The sequence below is a fragment of the Microbacterium sp. MPR-TSA4 genome, assembly GCF_058792815.1.
Genome location: NZ_JBXAFF010000024.1, coordinates 20303 through 46140, shown reverse-complemented (window position 1 = coordinate 46140; position 25838 = coordinate 20303). Strand labels below are relative to the sequence as shown.

24 protein-coding genes are annotated in these 25838 nt (G+C 68.7%); 16 read left to right on the top strand and 8 right to left on the bottom strand.

The genetic code is table 11. The features are described 5' to 3' along the window. The 4 genes from AC1Q49_RS11020 to AC1Q49_RS11005 form a co-directional block, all read right to left on the bottom strand. Window positions 1-209: hypothetical protein (locus AC1Q49_RS11020; RefSeq protein ID WP_492492160.1), on the bottom strand; the 209-nt coding region annotated here is incomplete at its 3' end. Between the two features lie 3 nt (window positions 210-212). Continuing rightward, window positions 213-1730, bottom strand: a complete 1518-nt coding sequence (locus AC1Q49_RS11015; RefSeq protein ID WP_492492158.1) for a tyrosine-protein kinase domain-containing protein — start codon at window positions 1728-1730, stop codon at window positions 213-215. A gap of 142 nt (window positions 1731-1872) precedes the next feature. Further along, window positions 1873-3201 (bottom strand): HNH endonuclease signature motif containing protein, encoded by a 1329-nt coding sequence (locus tag AC1Q49_RS11010; RefSeq protein ID WP_492492156.1) that lies wholly within the window; start codon window positions 3199-3201, stop codon window positions 1873-1875. A 72-nt stretch (window positions 3202-3273) separates the two neighbouring features. After that, window positions 3274-3879 (bottom strand): arsenate reductase/protein-tyrosine-phosphatase family protein, encoded by a 606-nt coding sequence (locus AC1Q49_RS11005; protein ID WP_492492154.1) that lies wholly within the window; start codon window positions 3877-3879, stop codon window positions 3274-3276. Window positions 3880-4082: 203 nt separating this feature from the next. Here AC1Q49_RS11005 and AC1Q49_RS11000 point away from each other — a divergent pair, with 203 nt between their 5' ends. The 7 genes from AC1Q49_RS11000 (at window position 4083) to AC1Q49_RS10970 (ending at window position 12339) form a co-directional block, all read left to right on the top strand. Further along, window positions 4083-4826: a CPBP family intramembrane glutamic endopeptidase gene (locus AC1Q49_RS11000; protein WP_061781874.1), complete on the top strand. Its 744-nt coding sequence runs from the start codon at window positions 4083-4085 to the stop codon at window positions 4824-4826. Window positions 4827-5005: 179 nt separating this feature from the next. Continuing rightward, window positions 5006-6586, top strand: a complete 1581-nt coding sequence (locus AC1Q49_RS10995) for a sugar transferase (protein ID WP_492492152.1) — start codon at window positions 5006-5008, stop codon at window positions 6584-6586. Window positions 6587-6636: 50 nt separating this feature from the next. Beyond that, window positions 6637-7689 carry a polysaccharide pyruvyl transferase family protein gene (locus AC1Q49_RS10990; RefSeq protein WP_492492150.1) on the top strand — a complete coding sequence of 351 codons (1053 nt, stop codon included), beginning with the start codon at window positions 6637-6639 and terminating at the stop codon, window positions 7687-7689. Next, complete coding sequence (locus AC1Q49_RS10985; RefSeq protein WP_492492148.1) at window positions 7671-8918, top strand: lipopolysaccharide biosynthesis protein; 1248 nt, start codon at window positions 7671-7673, stop codon at window positions 8916-8918. The genes AC1Q49_RS10990 and AC1Q49_RS10985 overlap by 19 nt, the downstream gene beginning before the upstream one ends. A 79-nt stretch (window positions 8919-8997) precedes the next feature. Further along, complete coding sequence (locus tag AC1Q49_RS10980) at window positions 8998-10137, top strand: glycosyltransferase family 4 protein (RefSeq protein ID WP_492492146.1); 1140 nt, start codon at window positions 8998-9000, stop codon at window positions 10135-10137. Further along, complete coding sequence (locus AC1Q49_RS10975; RefSeq protein WP_492492144.1) at window positions 10134-11294, top strand: glycosyltransferase; 1161 nt, start codon at window positions 10134-10136, stop codon at window positions 11292-11294. Before AC1Q49_RS10980 ends, AC1Q49_RS10975 begins: the two co-directional genes overlap by 4 nt. 13 nt (window positions 11295-11307) lie before the next feature. Then, window positions 11308-12339: a glycosyltransferase family 2 protein gene (locus AC1Q49_RS10970; RefSeq protein ID WP_492492142.1), complete on the top strand. Its 1032-nt coding sequence runs from the start codon at window positions 11308-11310 to the stop codon at window positions 12337-12339. A 17-nt stretch (window positions 12340-12356) separates the two neighbouring features. On the opposite strand, the gene AC1Q49_RS10965 is transcribed toward AC1Q49_RS10970, so the two are convergent. Together AC1Q49_RS10965 and AC1Q49_RS10960 are read right to left on the bottom strand one after the other, a co-directional pair. Beyond that, the gene (locus tag AC1Q49_RS10965; protein ID WP_492492140.1) at window positions 12357-13685 is read right to left on the bottom strand and encodes a hypothetical protein; all 1329 of its coding nucleotides are present in this window, start codon (window positions 13683-13685) and stop codon (window positions 12357-12359) included. Between the two features lie 168 nt (window positions 13686-13853). Next, window positions 13854-14990 (bottom strand): acyltransferase family protein, encoded by a 1137-nt coding sequence (locus AC1Q49_RS10960; protein WP_275891111.1) that lies wholly within the window; start codon window positions 14988-14990, stop codon window positions 13854-13856. 876 nt (window positions 14991-15866) lie between these two features. Between AC1Q49_RS10960 and AC1Q49_RS10955 the strand changes: the two genes are divergently transcribed. Genes AC1Q49_RS10955 through AC1Q49_RS10945 form a run of 3 tightly spaced genes read left to right on the top strand, consistent with a single transcriptional unit; the run spans window position 15867 to window position 18776 of the window. Then, window positions 15867-17177, top strand: coding sequence for a UDP-glucose dehydrogenase family protein (locus tag AC1Q49_RS10955; protein WP_205283446.1), 1311 nt, complete (start codon window positions 15867-15869; stop codon window positions 17175-17177). A 10-nt stretch (window positions 17178-17187) separates the two neighbouring features. Next, window positions 17188-17427 (top strand): hypothetical protein, encoded by a 240-nt coding sequence (locus AC1Q49_RS10950; RefSeq protein ID WP_492492138.1) that lies wholly within the window; start codon window positions 17188-17190, stop codon window positions 17425-17427. Continuing rightward, window positions 17424-18776: an HNH endonuclease signature motif containing protein gene (locus AC1Q49_RS10945; protein WP_492492136.1), complete on the top strand. Its 1353-nt coding sequence runs from the start codon at window positions 17424-17426 to the stop codon at window positions 18774-18776. Before AC1Q49_RS10950 ends, AC1Q49_RS10945 begins: the two co-directional genes overlap by 4 nt. 78 nt (window positions 18777-18854) lie before the next feature. Here AC1Q49_RS10945 and AC1Q49_RS10940 read toward each other — a convergent pair whose 3' ends face one another. Continuing rightward, complete coding sequence (locus AC1Q49_RS10940) at window positions 18855-19250, bottom strand: DUF4406 domain-containing protein (RefSeq protein WP_492492134.1); 396 nt, start codon at window positions 19248-19250, stop codon at window positions 18855-18857. A 47-nt stretch (window positions 19251-19297) separates the two neighbouring features. Between AC1Q49_RS10940 and AC1Q49_RS10935 the strand changes: the two genes are divergently transcribed. Further along, a complete protein-coding gene (locus tag AC1Q49_RS10935) occupies window positions 19298-20053 on the top strand; it encodes a DeoR/GlpR family DNA-binding transcription regulator (protein ID WP_205283443.1) in 756 nt (251 codons plus the stop codon). Window positions 20054-20096: 43 nt separating this feature from the next. Here AC1Q49_RS10935 and AC1Q49_RS10930 read toward each other — a convergent pair whose 3' ends face one another. Then, on the bottom strand, window positions 20097-21065 hold the full coding sequence (locus AC1Q49_RS10930; protein ID WP_223848734.1) for an ATP-binding protein: 969 nt from the start codon (window positions 21063-21065) through the stop codon (window positions 20097-20099). Window positions 21066-21507: 442 nt separating this feature from the next. Between AC1Q49_RS10930 and AC1Q49_RS10925 the strand changes: the two genes are divergently transcribed. From AC1Q49_RS10925 to AC1Q49_RS10905, 5 genes are all read left to right on the top strand, one after another. Then, a complete protein-coding gene (locus AC1Q49_RS10925) occupies window positions 21508-22185 on the top strand; it encodes a response regulator transcription factor (protein WP_492492131.1) in 678 nt (225 codons plus the stop codon). Beyond that, window positions 22182-23318, top strand: a complete 1137-nt coding sequence (locus AC1Q49_RS10920) for a sensor histidine kinase (RefSeq protein WP_492492129.1) — start codon at window positions 22182-22184, stop codon at window positions 23316-23318. The genes AC1Q49_RS10925 and AC1Q49_RS10920 overlap by 4 nt, the downstream gene beginning before the upstream one ends. 326 nt (window positions 23319-23644) lie before the next feature. Next, window positions 23645-23902, top strand: coding sequence for a hypothetical protein (locus tag AC1Q49_RS10915; protein WP_060960302.1), 258 nt, complete (start codon window positions 23645-23647; stop codon window positions 23900-23902). Next, window positions 23899-24594 (top strand): response regulator transcription factor, encoded by a 696-nt coding sequence (locus AC1Q49_RS10910; protein ID WP_060960303.1) that lies wholly within the window; start codon window positions 23899-23901, stop codon window positions 24592-24594. The genes AC1Q49_RS10915 and AC1Q49_RS10910 overlap by 4 nt, the downstream gene beginning before the upstream one ends. 229 nt (window positions 24595-24823) lie before the next feature. Then, window positions 24824-25837: a right-handed parallel beta-helix repeat-containing protein gene (locus AC1Q49_RS10905; protein ID WP_492492126.1), complete on the top strand. Its 1014-nt coding sequence runs from the start codon at window positions 24824-24826 to the stop codon at window positions 25835-25837. The last annotated feature ends 1 nt before the right edge of the window (window position 25838 follow it).

The following is a 25838-nucleotide window of genomic DNA, read 5'->3' as shown; positions in this document are numbered from 1 at the left end:
GGGGTGGGGACGGCGGAGGCCGTCGGTGTCCGCTGGACGTAGGTGAAGGTCGGCGCCGGGCCGGCGGTCGTCTCGGCGTCGGCGGGACCGCGCCCCTGACGGAGCGCGGCGATGCTCAGGGCGGCGACCGCGACAGCGAGCACGGTGAGCCCGATCGCGATGACGGTGACACCGCCCCGCGTCGCGGTGAAGCGGCGCTGGCGGGGCACGTGTCAGCTCTCCCTGTCGGCCTCGCGCGCCTCGCGGCGGGAGTCGAACCCGAGCTCGTCCAGCGTCGGCGCTGCGGGGACGGTGGCCAGCGGCGTCGACCGTCCGCGGCGCTTCTCCGCCTTGCGGCCGGCCTTGTCGCTCTTCGCGGGGGCCTCGCGGTACCCGTACCCGTAGCCGTATCCGTACCCGTAGGCGGAGTAATAGGAGTCGGGACCGCGTGTGGGCACCATCGACATCACGAACCCGGCGAGCTTGGCGCCCACCGTGTTGAGTGCTTCGGTCGCCCCGGTGAGCTGGTGACGGGTGGTCTTGCCGGCGGAGACGATCAGCAGCGCGCCGCTCGTGGCGCGCGCGAGGATCGCGGCATCCGTCACGGGGAGCAGGGGCGGCGCGTCGCACAGGACGACGTCGAAGTCCTGCTCGAGCATGTCGAGGAGCATGCTCATCTGGTGCGATCCGAGCAGCTCGCTCGGGTTCGGCGGCACTTTGCCGGCGGGGAGCACATAGAGGCTGCGGCCACCCCACGGGAGCATGACCTCGCTGACCTTCGCGCGTCCGATGAGAACGTCGGTGAGGCCCGCTCCGCCTTCCAGGCCGAGGTATTCGGCGACCTTGGGCTTGCGGAGGTCGGTGTCGAGCAGGGCGACGCGCTTTCCGGCGTCGGCCAGGGCGATGGCGAGGTTGATCGTCGTGGTCGACTTGCCCTCGCTCGGGATGGAGCTGGTGATCACGAAACTCGACCGGCCGCCCATGTCGAGGAACTGCAGGTTCGTGCGCAGTGCCCGGAACGACTCGGCTCGCGGGCTGAGGGGGTCGGCGTGCACGATGAGCGGGCGTTCCTTCGCCTTCGCGTCGTACGCGATCGCGCCGATGCCGGGGGCGCCGGTGATCTGCTCGGCGTCGCGCGGCGTGCGCACGCGGTTGTCGAGCGTCGTGCGCAGGACGGCGACACCGATGCCGAGCGCGAGCCCGATGAGCGTTCCGAGCGCGAGGTTCAGCGGGACGTTGGGGCTCGACGGCTTCAGCGCCGGCTGCGCGTCGCTGACGCGGCTCAGGCGGACGGGGCTCCCGCCCGCCGCGGTCTCGGGCTCGAGCTGCGGCACCGCCGACGCGAGGCTGGCCGCGATCGCGTTCGCCAGCTTCGCCGACTGGACCGCGTCGGGGTCCGACACGCTGATGGTGATCAGGGTCGAGTTCAGCGTGGCCGACGCCTTCACGCGCCCCGCCAGCGACTCCGCCGTCACGGCGAGACCGAGGTCGGCGATCACCGGGTTGAGGACCACGGGCGTGCTCACGAGACCGACGTACGTGTTGATGCGGGCCTGAGTGAAGTTGGAGCCCTGCTGAAGCTCCGCAGCCGTGCCCGCCGTCTGGGTCGAGACGAAGACCGTGCTCGACGATTCATAGATCGGCGTGCGCGTGAGCGAGTACCCCGCGGCCGCCCCGAGCCCGAGGAGGGTCAGGACAACGATCACGAGCCAGTTCTTGCGGAGGATGCGGATGTAGTCGCTGAGCTCCATGGTGCCTCTCGAAGACGCGCTGCCGGCCAAGAGGGGGGTGGAGGCCGGACGATCGGACTCAGTCTGCCATAGGCCATGTTTCGTGCCGGTGTCCAGGCGGCAACGGCACGATGCCGTGCGGGTGGGTCGTTCGCACCCGGACTCACCCCCGGAGTGCATACCGCGCGTTCCCGCCGAGCCGTGGTGTGCGGTCCGCATCGATCCAGGGCGGCGGCACGAACCAGACGCTTGCCGCCGTGCCGCGGCCGTCGATGCGGATCTCCCAACCGTCGTCGTGCACGCGATGGTGGCATCCGGTGCACAGCAGCACGCCGTTGTCGATGTCGGTCGGTCCGGTATCTCGATCCCACCAGGAGAGGTGATGACCGTGCGTCCACGGCGGGGGCGCCCCGCAGAAGGCGCAGCCGCCGTCCCGTTCGGCGAGAGCCAGCTTCTGCGCCGAGGAGAACAGTCGCCGCGCGCGTCCCCAATCGAGGATCTCGCTGTCGCCGCCGAGCACGCACGGAATGACCTGCAGATCCGCCGCCAGCCGCCGCACCTCGGCCGCGGGCAGCGCGGCATCGAACCCGTCGATGCTCGCCAATCCTCGCCCCGACTCGAGCTCGTCGAGGGTCATCCGCACCACGACGGTCGTCGTCGCAGTCGGCACCCGATCGCATCCGAGAGCGTGCGCGCACAGCTCGTGGAGAGCGTCGGCGCGCATCTGTGGCAACGTGCGCTCGTCTCGCGCCGCGTCATCGCGATGCTCGTTCTGCTGGAGAACCCGCGTCACCATCGCATCGAGCGCGGTCTTGATGGGCGCACCGCTGGCCACGTCGAACACACCGGTCAGATGCAGCATCCCGTCGCGCTCCTGGACGCGCAAGGCACGCTGCGACCGGTGCTCCTCGTGTGCGGCGGCGATGCCGTCGGGATCGAGCTGCGCCTCGGCCCGCGCGAGCAGCCGCGACAGCTCGTCGGCGCGGAGCCCCGGTGCCCGTTCGCACAACTCCTGCTCGGCCGCGTCTCGACGGTCTGGGTCGACCCGCAGTGCCAGCCGATCGAGCAGCCCGATGATCGCGGATGCCGCCGTCATACCCAGCGTGCCCGTCGCGACCGCCGCCGCCACATGCGGATGCGCCGCCGGCCGCTCGTCGTCGCCGAACGTCGCCCGCGACGCCGTGGCCTCGCCGACCTGCACCAGCCTGATCGCCTCGCCGACGCTCGTGCCGGTGGTCGCCTGGATCAGCGCGACCGGAGACCGGAAGCCTTGCCGCTTCGCAAGGGAGTCGCCGCCTAGCTGCGGTCGCGACTGCCGGGCGATCTCCGCGGCGACGAGAGCGAACGCGGCATCCACCTGTCGCATGAGCTGACCGAAGATGCGGTTCACCTCGATGAGCTCGCCCGATGAGAGCGCCTCCGGAGCCCGGCCACCACCGGCGGCCGTCAGCGCGTCGAGCGCTGCGGCGATGCCATCGAGTCGGTTCTCCATGCCTTCGACATTAGAACATAGATTCGACACTGGAGTGAGTTATCCACAGGCGTTTCGACTCGCTGCGCTCGCTCAACGACCGGTCAGCGCGATCCGCACCACGCGCTCGACGGCGGCGAGTCCGGGCTCGAGCTCCGCCGCGGAGCGTTCGTACGTCGCCGCGGAGCGTCCGTACGGGTCGACGACGTCGTCCTCATCGGGGGATGCCGGGGGCAGAGTGATCCCGCGACGGCCGGCGATCACGGCGAGCGCCGCCGCGAACCGCTCCCGCGGACCGGGCGCATCGCCCGCGTCGGCCGCGGCCGTCCGCAGCTCCTCGTCGGTGACGTCGCCCGCGAGCCGCGCGAACTCCCGTGCGGTGAAGGCGCTGCGCGTGCGCGACGGATCGAGTTCGACGATCTCGCGGCGGTGGTCGCGCGCCATCGCCAGCACGAGATCGGCGCCGTGCACGTGAGCCGGCGTGAGGTAGCGGGCGCCGTGCGCCGCGGTGAGCGCGGGGCCGACGCCGCGGGCGGCGGCGAGATCGGCGGCCTCCGGTGTCATCGGCATCCCCTCGCGTGCGCGCGTGCCCGCGCTGGTGACGGACACGTCCATGTCGGCGAGGCGGAGGGCCAGCAGCTGCGCGGCCAGAGGGGAACGGCAGATGTTGCCGGTGCACACGGTGAGGATCTCGAGCACGGTGACTTCCGGTGTCGGGAGGAGCGGGGGGAGTGTGTGGCTCGCTGCGCGACCGGTAGTTTGGCCACGTGCCCGATCAGCTTAGCGACCCCGCTTCGCCTTCCCCCCGGCCGAGGGGGGAGTCCGGCGCGCCGGAACATCCCGCTCCCGCCGGCGCGTCCCGGTCGTCGAGCGAGCGCAGCGAGTCGGAACGGGCCACGCCCGTGTCGACCCCGGATGCCGCCCATCGGCCGCGCCGGCGCCGCAAGCGCACCGACTGGCGCGAGGGCGGCCGTGCCGTGCGGCGGTGGGACCTGACGGTGCTGTCGGCGGCGCTGATCGGCGTCGGGATCGGGGTGGTCGGGGGAGGGGCGGTCAGTCGCATCGCGGCGCCGTGGGCACCGCTCGCGTCGACCGTCGTGCTGTGGGCGGGACTCGGTGCTGCGATCGCCTTCGCCTTCCTGCGCGGCCGGCCTGCCGGGCTCCTGCGCTTCCGGCCGACCGATCTGCTGTGGGGCCTCGGGCTGGGGATCGCACTGCGCATGATGCAGGGATGGGTGAGCGGCGCGGATGCCGCGTCCTTCCCCTCCGCCGTGAGCCTCGACGGATCCCTGCCGTCCGGATGGTGGCTCACCGACGCCCTCCCCGCGGGGGTGATCGCGCCCGTGGTGGAGGAGTTCTTCTTCCGGACGGTCGTGCTCGTGGCGGTCTACCAGCTGCTGCGACGCGGCGTGGGCGGTGTCGCCGCCGGAATGACGGCGCTGCTGGTGTCGGCGGGCGGTTTCGTGCTGCTGCATGCGACCGCCGGCGTCTTGACGCTGAGCGACGGCATCCAACTCTTCGCCGTCGGTGCCACGTGCGCGCTCGTCGTGCTCCTGACGGGCCGTATCTGGGGTGCGGTGCTCACCCACGTCGTCTACAACGTGACGTATCTCGCCCTCGTGGTCGTCGGTACCGCTCTCATCTGAGTCACCTGAGTCACCAAGTTTTCACCAAAAGGATGATGAGCCGGCCTCCCTTGGCCCCTACGCTCAGGTGTCACCGGGAGTAACCGAGCTGGCAGGCGTCACACGCCTGACACATTCGGCTGATAATCTCCCGAGAGCCGGGGGGCCCAGGACCAGAGGAACAGAAGGAGGACGCCGAAGTGTCGACCGATATCCAGGTCGATGCGACGACGGAGTCGCCTCACGACTCGACAGCATCCCGCGCGAACAGCGGCTTCAGCGCCTCAGCTTCAGTGGGAACGTCGACTCAGGCCGCCAGCATCATGCGTCCCGCTCTCCCACCCCGCGACGATTGGCGTCGCAGATATCAACGTCGCCTCGTTGTCAGTGACATGCTCGTGCTCGTATGGGTCGTGTTCGGCACCCAGATCGCGTGGTTCGGCTTCGGCAACGCGCAGCTGTCGATCCGTGACGACGCTCGGATCACGGATGTGTCTTACTGGGCCTTCTCTTTCGTGCTGATCGCACTCTGGATGGGTGCGCTCTCGTGGAGCGACTCCCGCAGCTATCGGGTGATCGGTATCGGGACCAGCGAATACGTGCGGGTCGCTTCGTCGAGCTTCCGCTTGTTCGGTGTGATCGCGATCGTGGCGTTCCTCCTGAAAATCGACGTTGCGCGCGGCTTTCTCCTTCTGAGCCTTCCCATCGGCCTGGGCGTTCTCTTGTGGACGCGGTGGCTCTGGCGGCACTGGTTGCTCTCGAAGCGGCGCGACGGTCAATGGTCGGCGAGGCTTTTGCTCGTTGGCTCGGAGTCCTCCGTCGCGCAGATCGCTCGTGAGCTCCAACGGACACCGCGATCCGGCTACGTGGTCGTCGGTGCGTGCGTGCCGCACGGGAAGGTCGCCGATGTCGTCGACGGGACTGACGTTCCTGTCATGGGCAGCGTCAGCTCGGTGCCGTCAGCGATGGCGGCCGTCAACGCTGACACGGTCGCTATTACCAGCACGGATGAGCTGCCGCCCGACAAGGTGAAGGAAATCTCCTGGAGTCTCGAGGCCGGGCGGCAGCATCTCGTCCTCGCTCCGAGCATCGTCGATATTGCTGGGCCTCGACTGCACACGCGACCTGTCGCGGGTCTGCCTTTGATCCATGTCGAGACCCCGCGTTTCACCCGGGGGCAGCTCTTCGTCAAGCGCACCTTCGACGTCATGGGCGCCTCGCTGTTCATCCTGCTGCTGTCGCCCGTCCTCTTCGTCGTGACAGTTGCGGTCTCCTGGACCAGTATTGGTCCCCTTCTGTATAAGCAGGAGCGCGTCGGTCGCAACGGGGAGCCCTTCAAGATGCTCAAGTTCCGCTCTATGCGAGTTGGTGCCGACAAGGAGCTGAAAGCGCTCCTCGAGGCGCAGGGCACGAGCGAGAAGCCGCTGTTCAAGATCAAGGACGACCCGCGCATCACTCCCGTGGGTAAGTTCATCCGCAAATACTCGCTGGACGAGCTCCCGCAGCTGTTCAACGTCCTTGGCGGATCGATGAGTCTCGTGGGCCCTCGCCCGCAGATCGCCGCAGAAGTCGCGCTCTACACGGATGCCGCGCGTCGACGTCTGCTCGCCCGCCCCGGCTTGACCGGCCTGTGGCAGGTGAGCGGTCGCTCGAGCCTGGACTGGGAAGATGCCGTCCGGCTTGACCTCTATTACGTGGAGAACTGGTCCTTGGTCGGCGACCTCGTCATTCTGGCTAAGACCGCCAGAGCGGTCATTGCGCCGGGCGAGACAGCCCACTGAATACGCCTCCGCGGGCCCACGAACTCACGACCCGATCCAAGGAATCTCTCTTGACGACTTCACGCCGCCGCTATTTCGTTGTACTCACGGGTCAGGAGGATAACGTCGGGGACTCACTCCTCCGGCGACCGTACGCGAACAGACTGCGTAGCGCCGGCCCGATCTATGTGTGGGCAGGGCGTAACGACGATTACGTCTCCGGTCTGAGCCTGCAAGAGGGTGAGCGAGCGAGAAGCTATTCAGGCTGGCTGGGCGCCCTCCTCGTAGCGGCCGTTACGGGCAGAGCCTCTCTCGCTCTCAACGCTGGTGAGTTCACCGTCACGCGCAAGGGAACGTTGTTGTTCATTCCTCTCTTGGCGCTGTCGCTGGTGGTGCGCGTGTCCGGCGGACACCTCGTGTGGCTCGGCGCTGGGGTCAAGTCGATCCGTCGCGGTTTCACGTGGCCCTACCGCCTCTACGCCCGGCTCGCCCACGAGGTGACGTGGCGTGAACCGACAAGCGCGGACCGCATCGGTATCGAGGCCCCGACTGTGCCGGATTGGGCCTTCTCGATCGAGCGAGCCGAGCCTGAGGAGCCCGGTCGCCGCAGTCTGATCGCGGTCTCGCTGAGGGGAGACCGCCCCGCCCCGTCTGCGGAATGGTTGGATTCCGTACGGGAAACTGCCGATCGTCTCGGGCTGGACATCGTGGTCGTCGTCCAAGTCGTCCGCGACCGCGAACGCGCTCAGGAGGTCGCCGATCTTCTCGGAGCGAATATCTTCGCCTGGGAGCCCGGCGCCCACGATGTCCGCGAGCGCGAGCTTCGCGAACTCTACGCGGGCTGCAAGCTCATCATCTCTGATCGCCTTCACGCATTGATCCTTGCGGCGACAGAAGGGGCTGTCCCGCTCGCATGGACGGATCTGGGGAGCGTGAAGGTCGCGCGCCACTTCCAAGCGGTCGACATGGGGGACGTGAGTCTCAGCGATTCCGACTCGTTGGAGGCGCTGGCCTCGCTCACACCCGAGGCCGTGGACGCGCGCGTTGCCGATCTCGATCTTGCGCTCGATTCCGCGCGCAGAACGCTCTCCGCCTTCCCTCGCACATGGAAGAAGGCGCGGTGAGTCGAAGCCGAAAGCATGGCACCCTGCTCCTCGTCGCAGGGCAGGTCGTCGGGCAGGTGAGCATGCTTGCGGTGGTCCCGCTCCTGACGCGTGCATATGGCCCGTCGATTCTCGGCCTCTACCAGGTAGCCATGGCGATAGCGACCACGGCCCAACCAGCAGCAACATTGAGAGCCGAGTTCGTGTTGCCAGCGTTCACTCATGATGCGAACGCGAGGACCCTCATGCGACGTGCCTCCGCAGCGGCCGTGCTCGCCAGTGGTGGGTTGGCGATTGCCGCCGGCGTGGCCTTCGTTGCGGATGTCAAAGATGCTCCGAGCGTGCTCCTGATGACGGCGCTCATCCTTTCTGCACTCGCGCTGACAGTGCTCGACAATGCCGTCCTGATCCGACGCGGTGCGCGGGAGCGGCTCGCTGTCCGCAATGCTCTCGCCGGCGTCGTGACGGCTGCCTTGCAATGCGGAGTCCTCGCGGCGGGACTTCCCGTCGTGTACCTCGCCGCTGCGCTCCTCCTGGGGCGGGTCCTTGCGGTGCTGTGCACTCGCCGGCGTGATGACAGGTGGCGAGAGTCACTTGCGCCTGCCGAGCGGTACCCCTACACATGGCACCGCGCGTCATTCGCGATCGCTTCGGGTGTGTCGGCGTCCGCGACCGGGCAAGCAATCGTGGTGGCCGCTGGCCCCTTGTTCGGTTCCGGTGCGAGCGGTTATGTCGGCGTGGCGCAGCGGATCGCTGGTACGCCGATCGGCCTTCTGGGTCAAGGTCTTAGCCAGGCGCTCCAAAGTCACTCGGCTCCCCTCATCCGAGAGAGGCGGCCGGGCCTGCATGCGCAAGTTCGCCGCCAGATCGTGGTCTTGGCGGCCGTTTCGCTGCTCATATCTGCGTCACTCATCGCGCTGGCCCCGCCGCTCGCGGCTCCGATTCTGGGAGCGGGTTGGGAGCCGGCAGGGACGGTAACCGCGATTCTGGCCATCCCGATTTCTTTCCAGCTGCTTGCAGGACCCCTGATGCCTCTACTTCCGATGCTCGGCCAAGAACGGCTTCTCTTCATTCTTCAGGTGACACGACTCGCAGTGGCAGTCCTCTCGATTGCGATAGCGAGCGCGTTGACAGGAGATCTGCTGTGGACTGCTGCCGGGTACGGTGCCGGAGTTGTTGCTGGATACGCTCTGCTCATCTTCGTCCTGCTTCAGCAAGCTCGACGTTTCGATCGGGAGGTTGAGGTGTGAGAGGGCGCGATCAAAGAACGCGGGCTACACGCGAGGGTGGACGACTGCGATGGAGATAGAGAACGTGGAAACTTCGAACATGATCGCGGAGCAGCCGATCGTTCTGTTCGCGAAGGGCTTCCCTCCGACTCCTGGCGGGGTGGAGCAATACTCCCAGCAAGTCGCACTCGCGTATCAGCGGGCGGGGTTCGACGTGTATGTCATCACGCAAACCGAGGGGCCGGCCGGATGGCGCTCCACGGGGAGCGCGCCGGCTCCTCGCGTGTACAACGTCGGAGCAGGCGGGCAGCTTGCTGCCTTCTTCAAGATGATGCGCGCCTATGCGAGGCTTCCGAAGGCACTCAGAGAGGCGCCGACTCATGCGACCACGTGGAGGGTCGCGACAGTTCCCTATCTCGCGGCACCGGGTGCGACTCGCATCATAACCGTGCACGGGCGAGAGATACTCAACCACCCTCGCGGTGTCGGAGGACTGATGCGTCGCATCATCACGAGATCGGATCTGGTGATGACGGTCTCATCTGCGACGCGAGACCTCGGCGCCAGCGCAGGCATGGCCCAGGCATCCGAGAGTTGGCAGGTGAGCTATAACGGCGTGTCCTGGGGCTCCGAGTCGGCTAGCCGAACGGTCTGGTTCGACGGCGAGCGCCCGCTGAGGATTCTCTCCCTCTCGCGGCTGGTGCCGCGGAAGAACCACATCTCGGCCCTCCAGGCACTGAGGCTTCTGCGCGAGGAGACGGGACGCGAGTTCGTGTACCGCATCGCAGGGACCGGAAACCAGCGTGCGCGCCTTGAGGAAGAGGTGGCACGGCTGGGGCTCTCGGATCGGGTGGAATTCTTGGGTTATGTCGACGACGACGACGTGCCTGAGCTGTACAAGTGGGCGGACGTCTTTTTGCACCCTCACACCAACGAGGGCGAAGGCAATGACTTCGAGGGTTTCGGACTGGTGATTGCGGACTCCATGCTCTTCGGATGCGTCGCGGTCTCGGGTTTGGCCGGCGGGCCCGCCGAGCTGATCGACAGTGGGGTGGATGGGCTCCTGGTGGACGGTGGCGACGTCGAGGAACTGGCGGCCACACTGAAACGTATCGTCGGCGACCCCGCGCTCGTCCGCCGGATCGGCGAGCGTGCGCAGCACAAGGCGAGCGAGAGATTCTCTTGGGATGAGCACATCCTGCCGGTGCGCGCGCTGCTGGCAGCGGGAGGGACCAGATGAGTTTCGCCGCGCTCCCCGCGGTGATCGTGCTGCTGAGCATCAGCGTGGCGTCACTGCTTCTCTTCCTCTACCCGTACTTCATCTATCCACGTGTGCTCCGACGTCTTCCGCCTGTAGAGAGTGCGAAGAATGTGCTTGCTGAAGGCTCCTCATCGAGTGGTTCGCAGTTCGCGCTTCTCTTCTGCGCCTACAACGAGGCGGGGTCCGCAATGGAGAAGGCGGCAAACCTCACGGAGCTCATTGGGCGCTACCCAGAGCTTGTCGTCTTTGTCTACGACGACGGTTCGACGGACGGGTGCGGCGACATCTACGCGTCGGTCGGTGCGAATGTTCGCGTCGTGAGGGGGCCGGGACGTACCGGCAAGGCTCACGGGATGAAGAGACTCGTCATGGAGACGAACCGCCCGTTCCTCATCTTCACCGACGCGAACGTGCTTATCGACGACGGAGTTCCCGACGCTCTCCTCAAGCATTATGCGGACGAACGCGTCGGCGGGGTGTGCGGCCACCTCGTCTACGAAGGAGCCGAAGGTACTGCAACGCAGGCGGCAGGCGGTCGGTACTGGTCGATCGACGAGGAACTCAAAAGACTGGAGTCGAGGACCGGGAGTGTGATGGGTGGCGATGGATCGATCTTCTCCGTGAGACGCATCTTGTACCCCGATTTTCCCGATACGGTCCAGGACGACTTCACCGTCACGATGTCTGTGGTCTTTGGCGGATACCGTCTCATCTACGCAGAAGATGTCGTCGCGCGAGAGAGATTGGTCGCGAAGTCAGCCGAGGAGTACCGGCGTAAGGTGCGCATCGCAGCGCGCGCATTTCATACCCACATGGTGATGCGGCCGCGCTTGCACGCAATGACAGCAGTCGATCGCTGGAAGTACGCCTCGCACAAGGTCCTCCGCTGGTGGGGCGGCGCGTTCGTCCTCGTATCTGCGGTGGCCGGCCTCCTGGCGGTTGCGTTCCTCAACCCCCTCGTAGCGTTGGCGGCGATTCTCCTGGCTGCGTTCTCGCTCACCGTGGGTGCCCGGCGCATTCATGCTCTGGCGACTTTGCGCGAAGTGCTTCTTGCCCTGACTTCCACGATGCACGGCCTGTTCCTGGGTGCACGCGGCCGGACCTTCGCCACCTGGACACCACCGAAGTCGAGATGACGGGAGCAAGAAAATGAGCTCGATCGCCGGTGTGCACGTTTCCGTTTCGATCATCCTGCCTGCGTATAACGCTGGTTCGGGATTCGACGCGGCTCTTGAGCGGGTGCTCGACACTTGTCCGGAAGATGGTGAGATCATCGTGGTCGATGACGGGTCGACTGATGGGTCCGCCGATGTAGCGACTGCTTTCTCTCAGGGCAAGCCGAATGTCTCCGTCATCACGATGCCCGACAATCGGGGTGTCGCCAATGCGCGGAACGCGGCCCTCGAACGAGCGAGGGGTGACTACATCTGGTTCGTTGACTGGGATGACGAATGGAGCGCAGACATCGTCCGGGCCCTCCTGCGTACTGCCCGGACGACCGACTCCGACATCGTTGTCTGCTGCGGCAGGTGGAAGTCGGCCTATGGGCTTGTGCGAGGCCGCGTCGAGGATCTGCCGGGCCGTGACGCGTTCACGGGTCCGGAGGCGATCGAAGAGATGCTCCAGGGCGGTCTGAAGGGATACCTCTGGACGAAGTTGATTCGACGCGACCTCATCCAGCTTCCGGCGTTCCCCCTCCAGCGGTCTCAAAGCGACTTCTGCGGGCTCACGTCCATCGTTGCCCGGGCGCAACGGGTATCGATTCTTCGCGAGGACCTCTACTGGCACATCGTCCGAGAAGGATCGATCACGAACTCGAGAGAGCCGCAGCTCGACAACCTCGATCGGTGTCGTGAGGCGATTCAGGCTGTCGCCGATGAGGTGCTGCCGGACACATCGCGCACGCGCCGACTGAAGCTGGTCTATGACTACGAGTTCTGGATGCTGTCTCGGGTCAACACCGCCCTCCGCCTCAGCAAGCCCGAGACTGCGCGCGCGGAGGTGTCGAACGGGGCCGCATCCATGCGCTGGCGTGAGCTCGTAGAGGTCGCGACGATAAGACCGAAGACTGCGTTGCGCTCGTCCGTCGTGCTGCTCCTCCGGCGTGCATACGTGCCGTTCTGGCGGACTGCGACCGGGGCGCGTTCACGGCTGAGGCGGGTTCGTGCAGCCCGGCTCTGAACCAGGCTGAGGCGCAGCTAGAGAAGCGCCGCCGGGCTCCTATGCGCCACCGGTGGCACAGGTGTCGAGGCGCCGAGTTTGTTCCGTTCACGTCTCAGCGCTGATCCCGCGAGCCAGGCCATGGCGAGAAGACCCGCCAGCGCCAGCACCCGCCCGCCGTAACCGAGGAACCAGGCATTCGTCGACCACAGCGTGAAAGCTATGACTCCGACGTACAACGCGGCCGCTGTGGCACTGCCTCTCGCGGCGCGACGATATACCACCTGCGCGATGAGACCCAGTGTGAGTACGGTCAGGGCCCCCCATGCCAGTCCGCCTGTTCCGACGATGCGCATCATGATCGTTCCTGCATTGGAAGTCAGGCCCTCACCGATGTAGTAGAAGTTGCCGTCGCCGCTGTCATCGACTGAGCGGCCCCCGAGCAGAGGCTGAACGAGCGCGACGACGCCATTGAACAAGCCAAAGCTGAGTCCAGTCGATTCGGATTGCTCGTACCACGCCGAGAACGTGGGGACGTAGCCAGCGAGCCACAGACGTGTCGGAGCGAACGCTTGTTCGGACAGCTCTGCGCTGGTGCCTCCTGTCCGGACAGCTCTCAGGAAGACGATGAGCAAGAGCATCACGGCGCCGCCGGCGGCAGCACTGGCAATCGCCCTGGAAGGGAGCGATCTCTTACCCTTCCACACTTCGGCGGCTATGTACCCGGCCGCAAACCACACGACCGGGACCAGGAGGTACGAGCGCTGGGTGGTGACGGAGCTCCAAAGGAAGGCGATGAGAAAGATGGGGAGGGTCGCCCAGACGGTGCGTGCCGTTGGCCTCAGCGCAATCCTGACTCCGGCGAGGGCGCCTCCGAGCTGGAGGACGGCGAAAGTGATGTTTACCACGAAGGAGAAGCTGGCTTCTCCTCGGAAGATCGTCACCGCGTTCTGCTGACCGAGGCTGAATAGCTGGTCGAGAGATCGGAGGGAGAAGAGAGACGTCCCCAAATCCTGTCCAAGCTTGACGAGCCCGAGGAATCCGATCGCTGCGGTCACCAACAGAAGCCAGGCAGGCGGAGCATAGCGGCGCGATTGCTCGTCCTGCTCGGGCGTCCCCCTCGGGGTCACGGCCGAGTTGAGGACGAAGGCTGGCACGTTGTACGTCGCCGCGAGGAGGACGAGTGCGGCAACAGGAGTCGTCGGAAAGTAGAAACCGTATCCGAGAGCAGCAGTCATCGCGAAGAGGGCTGCCCAGCAGAGATTCCACACTGGTGCTGGTGCGAGCCACGACTGTGAGCGGTGGGCGCTGAGTATCGCCAGCAGGATGAACAGAAGCGCGATGCACGCGAGCGAGACACCGTCCACTTTGAGACCTCTTCTGGTTGTGGTCGAGAGCGTGTCGTCGGCACGCGTCGTTGCCAGTCACGTGCCGGACGCCCCCAACTCTAGGTGTTCGGCGAGAACGCGACGTTACGTTGCGTGATCACCCGGTTACCGCCGCGGCTGAAGGAAGGCCGCTGCGCGCGAGAGAGGTTACTGGAACGAGGCCCGCGTGGAAGTAGGAGCGGTGAATCGGGACTCGAGGCGCTTGCGCACCTTGCCGAGCGGCTTCTCCACCGAAATGAACATGAGTTGAGCCACGCCGATCACCACGACCAGAGAGATCGCATCGATCAACGGCGCAACGTGGACAACTTGCTCGACGAGGCCAAGCACGAGTCGGTGCAACAGGTAGATAGAGAACGACAGCAAACCGATCTGGGTGACGACACCGCTGTTGAGAACGCGACCCGAGACTCCTTCGGGATGGACTATTGCGTACCAGAAGAGCGGTACGAGGCATGCGTAGATCACTGTGTCGCCAACGGTGAGGCCGAGGCTCTGTGGCACGAAGGCCATCACGCAGAAGACGACTGCAGCGATAGGCGCCGCAATGTACCTGATCGTACGGTCGGCCATTCCGAACGGTGACTTGTCGCCCAGGGACGGGTTCGCGAGAAGCGCCATCGCCGCACCGGCCAAGAGTCCGTCGAACCGCGTGTCCGTCGCGATGTAGAGCCGGTAGAACTCGGCTCCGGTGAGTGCCAACCACACACGCCAGACGGGCGCGACAGCGCACGCTGCGACGAGGATCCAGCCGATCGTGCGGTAGTTGAGCCTTCGCCACAGCATCCCGATCATCAGCGCCGGGAAGATCAGGTAGAAGTGCTCTTCCACTGCGAGTGACCACAACATGCTCGACTCCGGCGGTAGGCCGAAGTGCGCCGACCCCTGAGACCCATCCGCCCAGATCATGTAGTAGTTCGTGATGTTCAGTGCTTCAGCGACGATGCCCCACAGGTTCATGGTCGACGGCAGCAGCCCTGTTGCGCCGACGATGACGCACAGCGCGATCGAAATCAGCGCGGGAGGCTGGATGCGAAGTAGGCGCCGCAGGTAGAACTTCCCGAGCGAAATGCGGCCGCTGCGGTCGTATTCTCGGCGCAACAGAGTAGTGATGAGGTAGCCGCTAAGGAAGAAGAATATTGTCACCCCGACGTCGCCTGGCCACGGACCGCCGATCGTCTTGCCGTGCCCGATGAAGACGATGAGCACGGCAGCCGCGCGTATGCCGTCCAGCGAGGGTATTGCGAACGATCCGTGGACGCTCTGGGCGGGGCCAGCGGGCACGAGGGCTCCTTCGAGTCGGGGACCCGGAAAGGATACCTACCGAGTGTTACGCCCATGCGCACGCTCGCAGGCTTCGGAAACGATCTTCCAGCAGGTGGGGTCGTCGGCACCTCCCCGGATCTTATGAACCGTGCAGGGAGTTGCGACACCCGCATGGCATGGCTCCGAGGCCGGAGACGTCGTGCACACGCACCTGGCACTCCGCAGGGCGGGGATGCCTCCGGAACAACGTTCGGAGGAAGCTGGGGCGGCGGGGCTTGATGATTGCGGGGTGCTCGCACTCGTTGCAGGTGGGCGAGACCCCGTCAGAACGTGGGTGCCTCAACGGCGGCGCCGCGTCGATCTCGGTGAATTCCGTCACCCTGTGCCCCAGTTCTCGCAGCCAGCACTTCGGTTCCCGCGCTCCCGATGTCCGCCGCGTGCCGCCGAATGTAGCAGAAGGTGAGAATCTTCTCATCTTCGATTAGCCGGACATTTGGCGGAGTCTGGCGAAGAATGCGACGTCCGCTCCGTCCTTCCGCACTGCCCCCCTGGATGACGAGCGCACGGCGTTGGTCGACGCGTACGCCCTGTTCCCGTCGGGGCTACTTCTGGACACGCCTCCGCAAGGCTGCGGCCCCATCTGATGAACCCATGTCCGCGCCAAAGCGCGGACGCACGGCGCCCCGGTCAGAGTCTCTGCGATTCAGATACCCAGGTGCGCAATTTCCGCGGCGCTGGCGGCCAGCACTCGTCCGTTCGAGTCCACCCGCGGCCCGCTCGCGCGTGTGTTCCTTTTTGCGCTCCCTCGTTTACATGCCGGATACGCGTCTCTGGTAGGAACAGTCTTGCGTGTTCCTTCTCCTCGCACGCACCGTCCCCCCAACAGGAGCTCCTATGAAGCTGTCCGTCATCGGTTGTGGTTATCTCGGCGCGGTGCATGCTGCCGCCATGGCATCCATCGGTCACGAGGTCGTCGGCATCGACGTCGACGAGCGCAAGATCGCCGCCCTGTCGAAGGGGGAGGCGCCGTTCTTCGAGCCCGGTCTGCAGGAGATCCTCACCGCCGGGATCGCGTCGGGCAACCTCAGGTTCACCACCGACATGGCCGACGCGGCCGGCGCGAAGGTGCACTTCGTGGGCGTCGGCACTCCGCAGCAGAAGGACAGCTACGCCGCCGACCTCACGTATGTGAACGCGGCGTTCGACGCTCTGCTGCCCTACCTCGCACCCGGCGACATCGTCGCGGGCAAGTCGACCGTCCCGGTCGGAACGGCCGCGAGCCTCGCGCCGCGGGTGTCGGCGACCGGAGCGACGCTGGTCTGGAACCCGGAGTTCCTCCGTGAGGGCTATGCCGTCCAGGACACCGTCGACCCCGACCGCCTCGTCGCGGGCGTCCCCGCCGGTGACGAGGGAGAGGTCGCGGCATCCGTGCTGCGCGAGGTCTACCACCCGTCCGTCGCCAAGGGCACGCCGTTCATCGTCACCGACTACGCGACCGCCGAACTCGTCAAGGTGTCGGCGAACGCCTTCCTCGCGACCAAGATCAGCTTCATCAACGCCATGGCCGAGATCGCCGAGGTGACCGGAGCCGACGTGACCCAGCTCGCCGACGCCATCGGCCATGACGCCCGCATCGGCCGGCGCTTCCTCGGCGCCGGCATCGGCTTCGGCGGCGGGTGTCTGCCGAAGGACATCCGCGCCTTCTCCGCGCGAGCCGAGGAGCTCGGCCGGGGCGAGTCGGTGGCGTTCCTGCGACAGGTCGACGAGATCAACCTGCGACGCCGCGACCGCGCCGTGCAGCTCGTCGTGGATGGTCTCGGCGGCTCGGTCTACGAGAAGAACGTGACGGTGCTCGGCGCGGCGTTCAAGCCGCACTCCGATGACATCCGCGACTCGCCCGCACTCGACGTCGCCGTGCGCCTGCACGGCCTCGGTGCGAACGTGACCGTGACCGACCCGGCCGCGATCGAGAACGCGCGGCGCATCCACCCTCAGCTGACCTACGTCGACGACCGCGACGACGCCATCCGCGATGCGGATGCGCTCGTCCTCGTGACCGAGTGGGACGAGTACCGCCGCGAGCTGCCGCCGGAGCACGCGTCGTCGCTCACCGCGGGGCGCGTGGTCGTCGACGGGCGCAACGGGCTCGACGCCGCCGCCTGGCGCGCCGCGGGCTGGACGTACTACGGGATGGGGCGCCCCTAAGCCGCATGCCGTGACGGAGGAGTCCCGACGGCGTCGCTCTCGCGGAGCGGCGGAGTTCGTCGCCGCGAGGTGGTGGCGGGAGTGGTGGGATGCGGTCTCGGCCGGCGCGCTGGTCGCTGTGTCGGTGATCCTCGCCGTCATCATCTGGGCGAAGCCTCTGCCGGACGTGTCGCCGGCCCGCGCCGCGACCGGCGTGCTCGTCCGGACATTCGAACGAATGTCCGGGGGTCGCGGCATGATGGACGCATGACGGAGTTCACGCCGGGGGGCGTCTTCCAGGCTGATGCGGGCGGCGGGTACGTGACCGCGCTCGCCGGCCTCGTATCCGACGCCGAGGGGGTGGCGGCCGCGTTGACGCAGGCGCAGGTCGCCGAGGTCCGGATGCTGGCGCGCGCCGGTCGACTCGCGGAGCGTGAGGCGGCCGGCCAGCGCGGATCGGTGCGGGAGCACGACATGGTGCTGCGCTCGATCGCCGCGGAGCTCGGCGGGGTGCTGCGGGTGACCGACCGCACGGTGCAGCAGCGCATCGGTGAGGCGCGCGAACTCGTCGAGGGCTTTCCGGCGACGCTCGACGCCTGGGAAGGGGGAAGGATCACGCGCGGCCATGTCCGCGTGATCGTCGACGCGGGCGCGGTGGTTCCCGTCGATCGGCGGCCCGACTTCGAGGCCGAAGCGATCCGGCGCTGCGAGGGCGACACTCCCAACCGGGTCCGCGCCGCCGTCGAGATCCTCGCCGAACGCGCGGCGGAACGTTCCTTCACCGACCGGCACCGCGACGCGAGCGCCGGCCGACGGGTTCGCGTCGTTCCCGGCGCGCACGGGATGTCCGACGTCGTCGCCACCGTGCCGACGGTGATCGCCGACGGCATCCTCGATCGGCTGACCCGGCAGGCGACCGTGATCGTCGATGCCCGCGAGCCGGGCGACGACGACGCGCGTTCGGTGGACCAGATCCGCGCCGACGTGCTCAGCGACCTGCTCCTGACCGCCACGCCCGCCCTCGACCCCACCGCCCACGGCGACGGCCCCGGTGTGCTGGGCGGCATTCGTGCCCAGGTACAGGTGGTGGTGCCGGTCCTCGCGCTCCTCGGAGCGGACGAGGGCCCGGTCGACCTCGTCGGACGTACCCCGGTGGATGCCGAGACGGCGCGGTGTCTCGCGGCCAACGCCCCCAGCCTCTCGCGCGTGCTCACCGACCCGATCGACGGCACGGTCGTCGCGGTCGACCGCTACCGGACGCCCTGGCCGCAGCGGCGGTTCCTGCGGGCGCGCGATCAGCACTGCCGGTTCCCCGGATGCCGGCGGGCGGCGATCCGCTGCGAGATCGACCACACCGTCGATGCGGCTCGAGGCGGACCCACCGCGCTCTGGAACCTCGCGCACCTCTGTCAACGACATCATTCGATGAAGCAGTTCACCCCCTGGGCGGTGCGACAGCGCGGGAGGGGAGTGCTCGAATGGACCTCGCCGACGGGGCGGGTCTACCGAGAAGATGCGCCGACTCCGCTCGTCGCCTTCGTGGCCGATGCCGTCGCGCCGCCCACGAGAACGTCCCCGCCGGGCCGCAACGCGACCGCCGTCGTGGCGGCACCGTTCTGAGCGTCGACGTCGGGTCGTGAGTGGGCTGGATGCCGCGTGGTCCCGAGTGGGCCGCCGTCGCGCAGGTCGGCGACGGCCTCAGGCGCGGCGTTCCTGTCCCGCTGACGGCGCCACCCCGGGCACGTCCTCGAGGGCGTAGTACACCGGGATGCCCCTCGCCTCGGCGATCGCGACGTCCTGGTCGGCTCCCCGGGACGCGCCGGGAAGGCGCAGCACCGCATCGCACCGCTGCAGCAGGCGCTCCGCCGTCGGGTACATGACCTGCGCGGCAAGCGGATCGGTCGGTCCCGACGCGCCGGCGCTCTCCAGCACCGGCAATGCGACCCACTCGCCGATCATCGGCACGTGCCCCGCCTGGAACAGCGGCCAGGCCGCCGTCTCCAGGCGTTTCAGGTTCTGCGCCATCCGGGCGGGGTCGCCGTCGGTGCCCGATGCGTACGGGCCGGCGATGAGGATCATGAGAGATGCGGTCATGTCGGCTACAATACGACAAGAACGTGCAAAAAAAAGAAGGAACGTGAATGCTCGCTGCCGCCCGCAGAGACCTGCTGCTCGATCGCCTCCGCCGCGACGGTCGCATCGTCGCCAAGGAGATCGCCGCGGAGCTCGGCCTGTCCGAAGACAGCATCCGCCGCGACCTGCGCGACCTGGACGCCGCGGGTCTCGCCGTCCGCGTGTACGGCGGCGCCCTGCCGGCATCCCCGGCCGTCGTCGACTACGCCGCCCGCACCGGCGTCGCCCCCGACAGCAAGCGCCGGGTCGGGACGGCCGCGGCAGCCCTCATCGAACCGGGCGCGACGGCCATCCTCGACGGCGGCACCACGAGCCTCGCCCTCGTCGCCGCACTCCCGCGCAGCCAGCCGGGCACGATCATCACCCACAGCCCGACGATCGCGGCGGCACTGCTCGACCACGCGGTCGACGTCTTCCTCATCGGTGGCCAGCTCTTCAAGCACTCGGCGGTCGCGTGCGGCGCCGCCGCTGTCGAAGCGGCGAACCGCATCAGCGCCGACCTCTTCTTCCTGGGAGTGACCGGCATCCATCCCACCGCGGGACTCACGACCGGTGACGCCGACGAGGCCGCCATGAAGCGCACCCTCGCCGCGCGCGCCGCCGACACCTACGTGCTCGGCAGCGACGAGAAGATCGGCACCGCCTCGCGCTACGGCGTGCTCGGCCTCGACGCCGTCACGGCGATCATCGCCGACATCCCCGACACCGACCCCGGCGCTCGTGAGCTCGTGGAGGCCGGGGTCGCCCTCATCCACACGCGGTGAGGCGCGGCGCACGAACCCCCGCCGCCTCCCCGCCCGCAGGGCCTCACACCGCGATCATCACGAGACTCGCGATCGTCCCCACCGGGTGGTCGGGTCGCACCGACAGCGTCGCCTGATTGGCGCGCACGACGTTGCGCCGGGCGGTGCCCGGGGCCGCCTCCTCCGGCGCCGGCCCGCCCGTCAGCTGCGCCAGCTCGCGGCGACGCTGATCGTGGCTCGTGTGGAGTCCGTCGTCGCTCACCGAGACGGTCGTGCGGTGGTGGTCCCGGTGCGCCCGCACCACCACCTTCCCCGCCGTGGCGCAATGGCCGATCGCGTGCGAGAGGAGATCGGCGAGCACCTGACGCAGCTCCGCCTGCTCGAAGCGCACCCGCCCGCATCCCTCGTCGATCACCTGGAGCGTGACGCCCCGCGCCGCCGCGACGGCCAGGAACACGGAGCACACGTCGGCCAGGGCCGAGGAGAGATCGGCCGGCGGAATCGATCGGGCGATGTCTTCGCGGGCCGTGCGGAAGAGGTCGTCCACCGTGTCGACGAGCTGACCGGTCACCCGCGTCAACCGCTCGCCGATCTCCCCCAGATGGGCATCCGTCTCCAGCAGCTCGGCGTAGCCGGCCACCGTCGTCAGGTGTCCGCGCAGGCGGTGTGCGGCGTCACGGAGGAAGTCGTCGCGGATGCGGGCCGCCTCGAACATCACCGTCATGTCGCGTGCGACGATGACCGCGCCGCGACGGGTGCCGCGCGCGTCCGCGTAGGGCCGGGCCGTGATCGACATCGCCCGCTGGTCGTCGCCCTCTCCCACCCACGTCGTATAGGGGATGCGGGAACCGGCGTGCGTGACGTGGTGCAGCAGGGGAGGGCCGACGGTGATCGGGGTCACGCGGTCGGCATGGAAGAACCGCAGATCGCGGTACTCCGCGTCGGCGCGGATCCGCTCCGGCAGGCCCGCCCGGGCGAAGGCCTCGCGGGCCGCAGCGTTGAGGCGCACCGGGATGCCGCGCTCGTCGGTCACGACGACGGCATCACTGACCGCATCGCTGACCGTCGCGAGGACGGACGCGTCGCTCGCGGCGGCGTGACGTGTCCGCCGACCCCGAGGAGAGGCCGGCTGGTTCGCGCTCCTGCTCGCCAGATTCATGGGTCCCATCCCGTGCTCGCCACGGACTTCCTCCCTCCCCGGTTCTAGCAGAGCGTCGGCGCGGACCTCGCTCTGCGCCGCCCGCCCCTAGGTGGAATCACCGAGCGAATCTGCGCTTCTCCGCCCGAGGACGCCGTGTTCTGCCGACTTTTCGACCGGCGCGTCGAAGCGGATGCGTGACAATGGTGCGCGGCGGGGGAGACGTCGACAGGAGACCTCACATGCGACAAGCGCGCCCCCGACTCTCGTGCCCGCGGCATCCGCGCACCTCGGGCACCTCCACTCTGGTTCCGCGTCCCGCCTCCGTGCCGCGGCCGTGAACGGGCGCCTGCCGACCCTCGACGTGATGGTCGTCGAGGACCAGCCGCTGTTCCGCGAGATGCTCGCGGTGCTCCTGGGCGAGCAGAAGGGTCTGCGCGTGGCGGCGGTCGCGCGCAGCGCCGAAGGCACCCGCATCGTCGACGTCCGCAGCCTCGACGTCGCCCTCCTCGACCTGCGACTGCCGGACGGCGACGGGATCAGCCTCGGCCGCGAGCTCCGCCGCCGTCGTCCCGGTCTCGGGGTGCTGATCCTCTCGGCCTCCGACTCGATCAGCACCCTCCTGGAGGTGCCGGGCGCCGAAGCGGCGGGCTGGGGCTTCCTCTCGAAGAACTCCTCGCTCTCGGCATCCGCGCTCGTGTACGCCATCCGCGCGGTCGCGGCCGGGCGCGCGGTGCTCGACCCCGCGATCCGCGCGCAGCGCGAAGTGCGGCGGAACAGCCCGCTGTCGCGCCTCAGCGCCCGGCAGTACGAGGTGGTCGCCCTGGTGGCCGAGGGGCTCACCAACGCCGCGATCGCCGACCGTCTCGGCATCTCACCGCGGTCGGTCGACGCGCACCTCAACGTCGCGTACGCGGTGCTCGGACTTCCCGCCAGCCGCGAGCGCAACCCGCGCGTCGAGGCGGTGCGCAGCTATCTGGAGCACACCGCGTCGCCCTGGACAGCCGGAGGATGAGCGGCGCGTCGCAGTCGCGCCATCCCTCGTCGGATGCCGCGACGGACCATCGCATCGCGCTGGTCGCGACCGCCGCGGCCACCGTCGCCATCACGCTGTACACCAGCCTGCAGTCGGTGCTGCTGCGCACCTGGGGCAGCGACGTCGGGGTCGCCGCGCCGGCCACGGCGGCCGTCGTCGCGCCGATCGCCATGCTGGCCGCCGTCCACGTGCTGCGCCCCGAGCGCTATGGGCTCCTCGCGCGCTGCGGACTCGTCCTCGTGCTGGCCCTCGGCGCCGCCCTCACCCTGGCGGGGGTTCGCGTCGTCATCTCCCTGCTCGCCGCCGACGACGCGGGCACCTCGGTCGGGGCGGGCGAGTTCGCGAGCGCGACCCTCGCCGCGGCCTGCGCGATCGGGTTGGGTCTCGTGCAGGTCGACGTGGCCCGCCGCATCCGCCATGCCGAGCGCGGGCAATCCGTCGCGCAGGCCCGGGCGGCGGGGCTCGTCGCCGAGCTGCAGGAGGAGGAGCTGCGTCTCCGGTACGAACTGGCCGAGACCATCCACGGCAGCGTGCAGGGCACGTTCGTCGTGATCGAGACGAGGCTGCGCCACCTCGCCGCGGGTGTGCGGCCGCGCGACGAGGACGGTGCGGCCGAGCTCACCGCCATCGCGGGGCAGCTCGAACGCCTGCGGGAGAAAGAGCTGCGGGCGCTCAGCGCTCGGCTCTACCCGGTCGACCTCGAGCGCGGACTGGCGCCCGCCGTGCGCGCCCTCGTCGTGCGCCTGCCGCCCTCGGTGGCCGTGCGGGCGCCCGCCGCCGATGTGCTCGCGACGGTCGAGCACCGGCTGTCGCACGAGGCGAGGGTGCTCGTCATCCGCGTCATCGAGGACGCCCTGTCCAACGCGCTGCGTCACGGCGGCGCCGACGAGATCACGATCGACGCGCGGGCCGATGCCGATCACCTCCGGGTCGCCGTCCGCAACAACGGCGCTCCGCCCCGTCCCGATGCGCCGTGGTCCGGGCTCGCGCGGTTGCGCCGCCGGGCGGAGGTGCTCGGCGGCGAGCTCGCCCTGGTCGCGGGAGCCGGCGCGCGCCCGTCGCCGGGTGCGCGGCTGACGCTCCGGCTCCCGTTGGAAGACGCGCCGCGCTGACGGTCGCGCGGTGGTCGACGCGACCACGGCTCCGGGCGCGCCGCGGGATGCCGCCGCCGACGGTCCGTGGGAGCGCTCACGGATCGACGCGCCCGCCGCGCCCGCCCGGAGCGCTAGGTGATTTCACGTAAAACTCTCGTGAAATCGCGGCGTTCGGTCGGATGCGTGTTTCGGCCTGCGCCACAATGATCCTGCGCGAGGTCATGGGGCCCCGCGTGACCCCTCCGTCCTTGGGAACGGAGCACTCGCGACGCCGCGCAACCCGCTCGATCGGGGTGCGCGCGTGTGCCCGTGGCGGGTCGTGCCTTGGGGAAAGAGGACCAACGATGAGCCGAGCAGGCGGCGCCCGTATCGTCGAGATCTACGTCGACGCGCACTGGCAGACGGCGCCGGCCCGCCGCTACCTCGACCCTCCCACCGCGCGTCAGCTGCGCCTGGAGGGCATCACGATGGTTCGGGTCGTGCCGAGCCTGTGGAGTCGGGTCACCGGTCGCTCGGCCGGCCTGGTCGGACGGGACATCTCGGTCGCCCGCTACCTCGCCACCACGACGCATCGTGGCGACGACGCCTCCCCACCCGCGTGACGGAGGGTCGGCGACCGCTGCGGGTGCTCGTGGTCGAGGGTCAGCCCCTGTTCCGCGATCTTCTCGCGGGTCTCGTCGACCAGCAGCACGACATGCGCACGGTGCGCGCCTGCGCCTCGATGGATGACGCGCTCGCCGCGACCGACCGTGCGATCGATGTCGCTCTGCTCGGGCCGCGCCTGCCCGACGGCGACGGGATCTCTCTCGGGCACGCGCTGCGCGCACGCTCGCCGCGGCTCGGCATCATCGTGCTGTCGGCGCCGGACGTGCACGACCAGCTGCGGGAGGTGCACTGCTCGGAGACCGCCGGATGGGGCGTGCTGTCCAAGAACCTGTCGCTGACGGCATCCGCGCTCGTCTACGCCATCCGCTCCGTGGCGGAGGGGCGCAGCGTGCTCGACCCCGCCATCCGCGCCGAGCGCGCGACGCGTCGCAACAACCCGCTGAGCCGCCTCAGCCCGCGCCAGCGCGAGGTCCTCGCTCTCGTCGCCGACGGGCTGAGCAACGCCGCCATCGCGCGGCGGCTCGCGATCTCGCCGCGTTCGGTCGAAGCGCACCTGCGGACGTCCTACGCCCTGCTCGGTGTCGGGTCCGACCCCGAGCGCAACGCCCGCGTCGAGGCCGCGCGCCGGTATCTCGCGCACGCGGGAGTGACGCCGTTGCCCGGTGCAGGTGAGATTCCTCTCATCTAGCCCCACAACGGGTCCCGCATCGTCGATGATGAGCATGCCCCATCCCCACCAGCGATGTGACCCCACACATCGCCCGGGAAGACGGTCGCCCTGCCCCTGCCGGGGGGCTGCGGCGGGGCGACCGTATCCACTCCGCTCGCCTGCGGCGCACGCGCCGCCTCCCGAGCGTCTGAGAAGCCCGTCCGGGCCGGGCGCGGACCCGCGCGCCCGGGATGTCATACTCGTGCGCATGCGAACACGAGCCGCCGCGGCTGTCGCCGCGCTCGGCGTCCTCGTTGCCGCGCTCGCGGGATGCGCTCCGGACGCTCCGGGCTCCGCGGCCGGCGCGGCGGTCGGTGCCTGCGGACCGCAGGCGCGGGCCGTCGATCCCTCGGCCGACGCCCTCCAGCGGGCACTGGACGACGCGCGACCCGGCGACGTGCTCGCGCTCGCCGCAGCCACCTATCGCGGCCCGTTCACGATCACGACCTCCGGCGCCGACGAGCCCATCACACTGTGCGGCACGAGCGCGTCGGTGCTCGACGGGGGATCGGTCGACAGCGGCTACGCGTTGCACCTCGACCACGTCGCCGACTGGGTGCTCACCGGTTTCCGGGTGACCGGCGGGCAGAAGGGGATCGTGCTGGACGGTGTCGCCACGACGACCCTCACGGGTCTGGAGGTGTCCGGCACCGGCCAGGAGGCGGTCCACCTCCGCGCGGGCAGCAGCGACAACGTGATCGACGGACTGGTCATCCACGGCACCGGCCGCTCCACGCCGGAGTTCGGCGAAGGCGTCTACATCGGCACCGCCGCATCGAACTGGTGCACCGTCACCGCGTGCGAACCCGACCGCAGCGACCGCAACCGGGTGACCGGCACCACCGTCTTCGACGTCACCGCCGAGGCCATCGACGTCAAGGAGGGCACGTCGGACGGCGTGATCACCGGCAACACGCTCTCCATCGCGGATGCCGCCGCCGTCGACTCGGTGGTCGACCTCAAGGGCACCGGCTGGCTCGTGGCGGACAATCGCCTCACCGTCGCGGCAGGCGACGGCATCCAGATCCACAGCATCTCGACTCCGGTCGAGGTCCGCAGCGGTGCGTCGAACACCGTGTCACGGAACACCTTCGACCTCTCGGCATCCGCCGTCGCCGTCACCGTCGTCGGCGCCGCGCGGCGGGCGGGCAACACGGTCACGTGCGACAACGTGTCCGACGGTGCCTCGACCCCGCCGCCGATGTCGCCGTCCTGCCGCTGAT

Bases quoted from the DNA above. Each gene is read 5' to 3' on its own strand.
- AC1Q49_RS11015 (WP_492492158.1), bottom strand. From the start codon at position 1,730: ATGGAGCTCAGCGACTACATCCGCATCCTCCGCAAGAACTGGCTCGTG.
- AC1Q49_RS11010 (WP_492492156.1), bottom strand. From the start codon at position 3,201: ATGGAGAACCGACTCGATGGCATCGCCGCAGCGCTCGACGCGCTGACG.
- AC1Q49_RS10985 (WP_492492148.1), top strand. From the start codon at position 7,671: ATGGAAGAAGGCGCGGTGAGTCGAAGCCGAAAGCATGGCACCCTGCTC.
- AC1Q49_RS10980 (WP_492492146.1), top strand. From the start codon at position 8,998: ATGATCGCGGAGCAGCCGATCGTTCTGTTCGCGAAGGGCTTCCCTCCG.
- AC1Q49_RS10975 (WP_492492144.1), top strand. From the start codon at position 10,134: ATGAGTTTCGCCGCGCTCCCCGCGGTGATCGTGCTGCTGAGCATCAGC.
- AC1Q49_RS10970 (WP_492492142.1), top strand. From the start codon at position 11,308: ATGAGCTCGATCGCCGGTGTGCACGTTTCCGTTTCGATCATCCTGCCT.
- AC1Q49_RS10955 (WP_205283446.1), top strand. From the start codon at position 15,867: ATGAAGCTGTCCGTCATCGGTTGTGGTTATCTCGGCGCGGTGCATGCT.
- AC1Q49_RS10945 (WP_492492136.1), top strand. From the start codon at position 17,424: ATGACGGAGTTCACGCCGGGGGGCGTCTTCCAGGCTGATGCGGGCGGC.
- AC1Q49_RS10940 (WP_492492134.1), bottom strand. From the start codon at position 19,250: ATGACCGCATCTCTCATGATCCTCATCGCCGGCCCGTACGCATCGGGC.
- AC1Q49_RS10935 (WP_205283443.1), top strand. From the start codon at position 19,298: ATGCTCGCTGCCGCCCGCAGAGACCTGCTGCTCGATCGCCTCCGCCGC.
- AC1Q49_RS10920 (WP_492492129.1), top strand. From the start codon at position 22,182: ATGAGCGGCGCGTCGCAGTCGCGCCATCCCTCGTCGGATGCCGCGACG.
- AC1Q49_RS10915 (WP_060960302.1), top strand. From the start codon at position 23,645: ATGAGCCGAGCAGGCGGCGCCCGTATCGTCGAGATCTACGTCGACGCG.
- AC1Q49_RS10905 (WP_492492126.1), top strand. From the start codon at position 24,824: ATGCGAACACGAGCCGCCGCGGCTGTCGCCGCGCTCGGCGTCCTCGTT.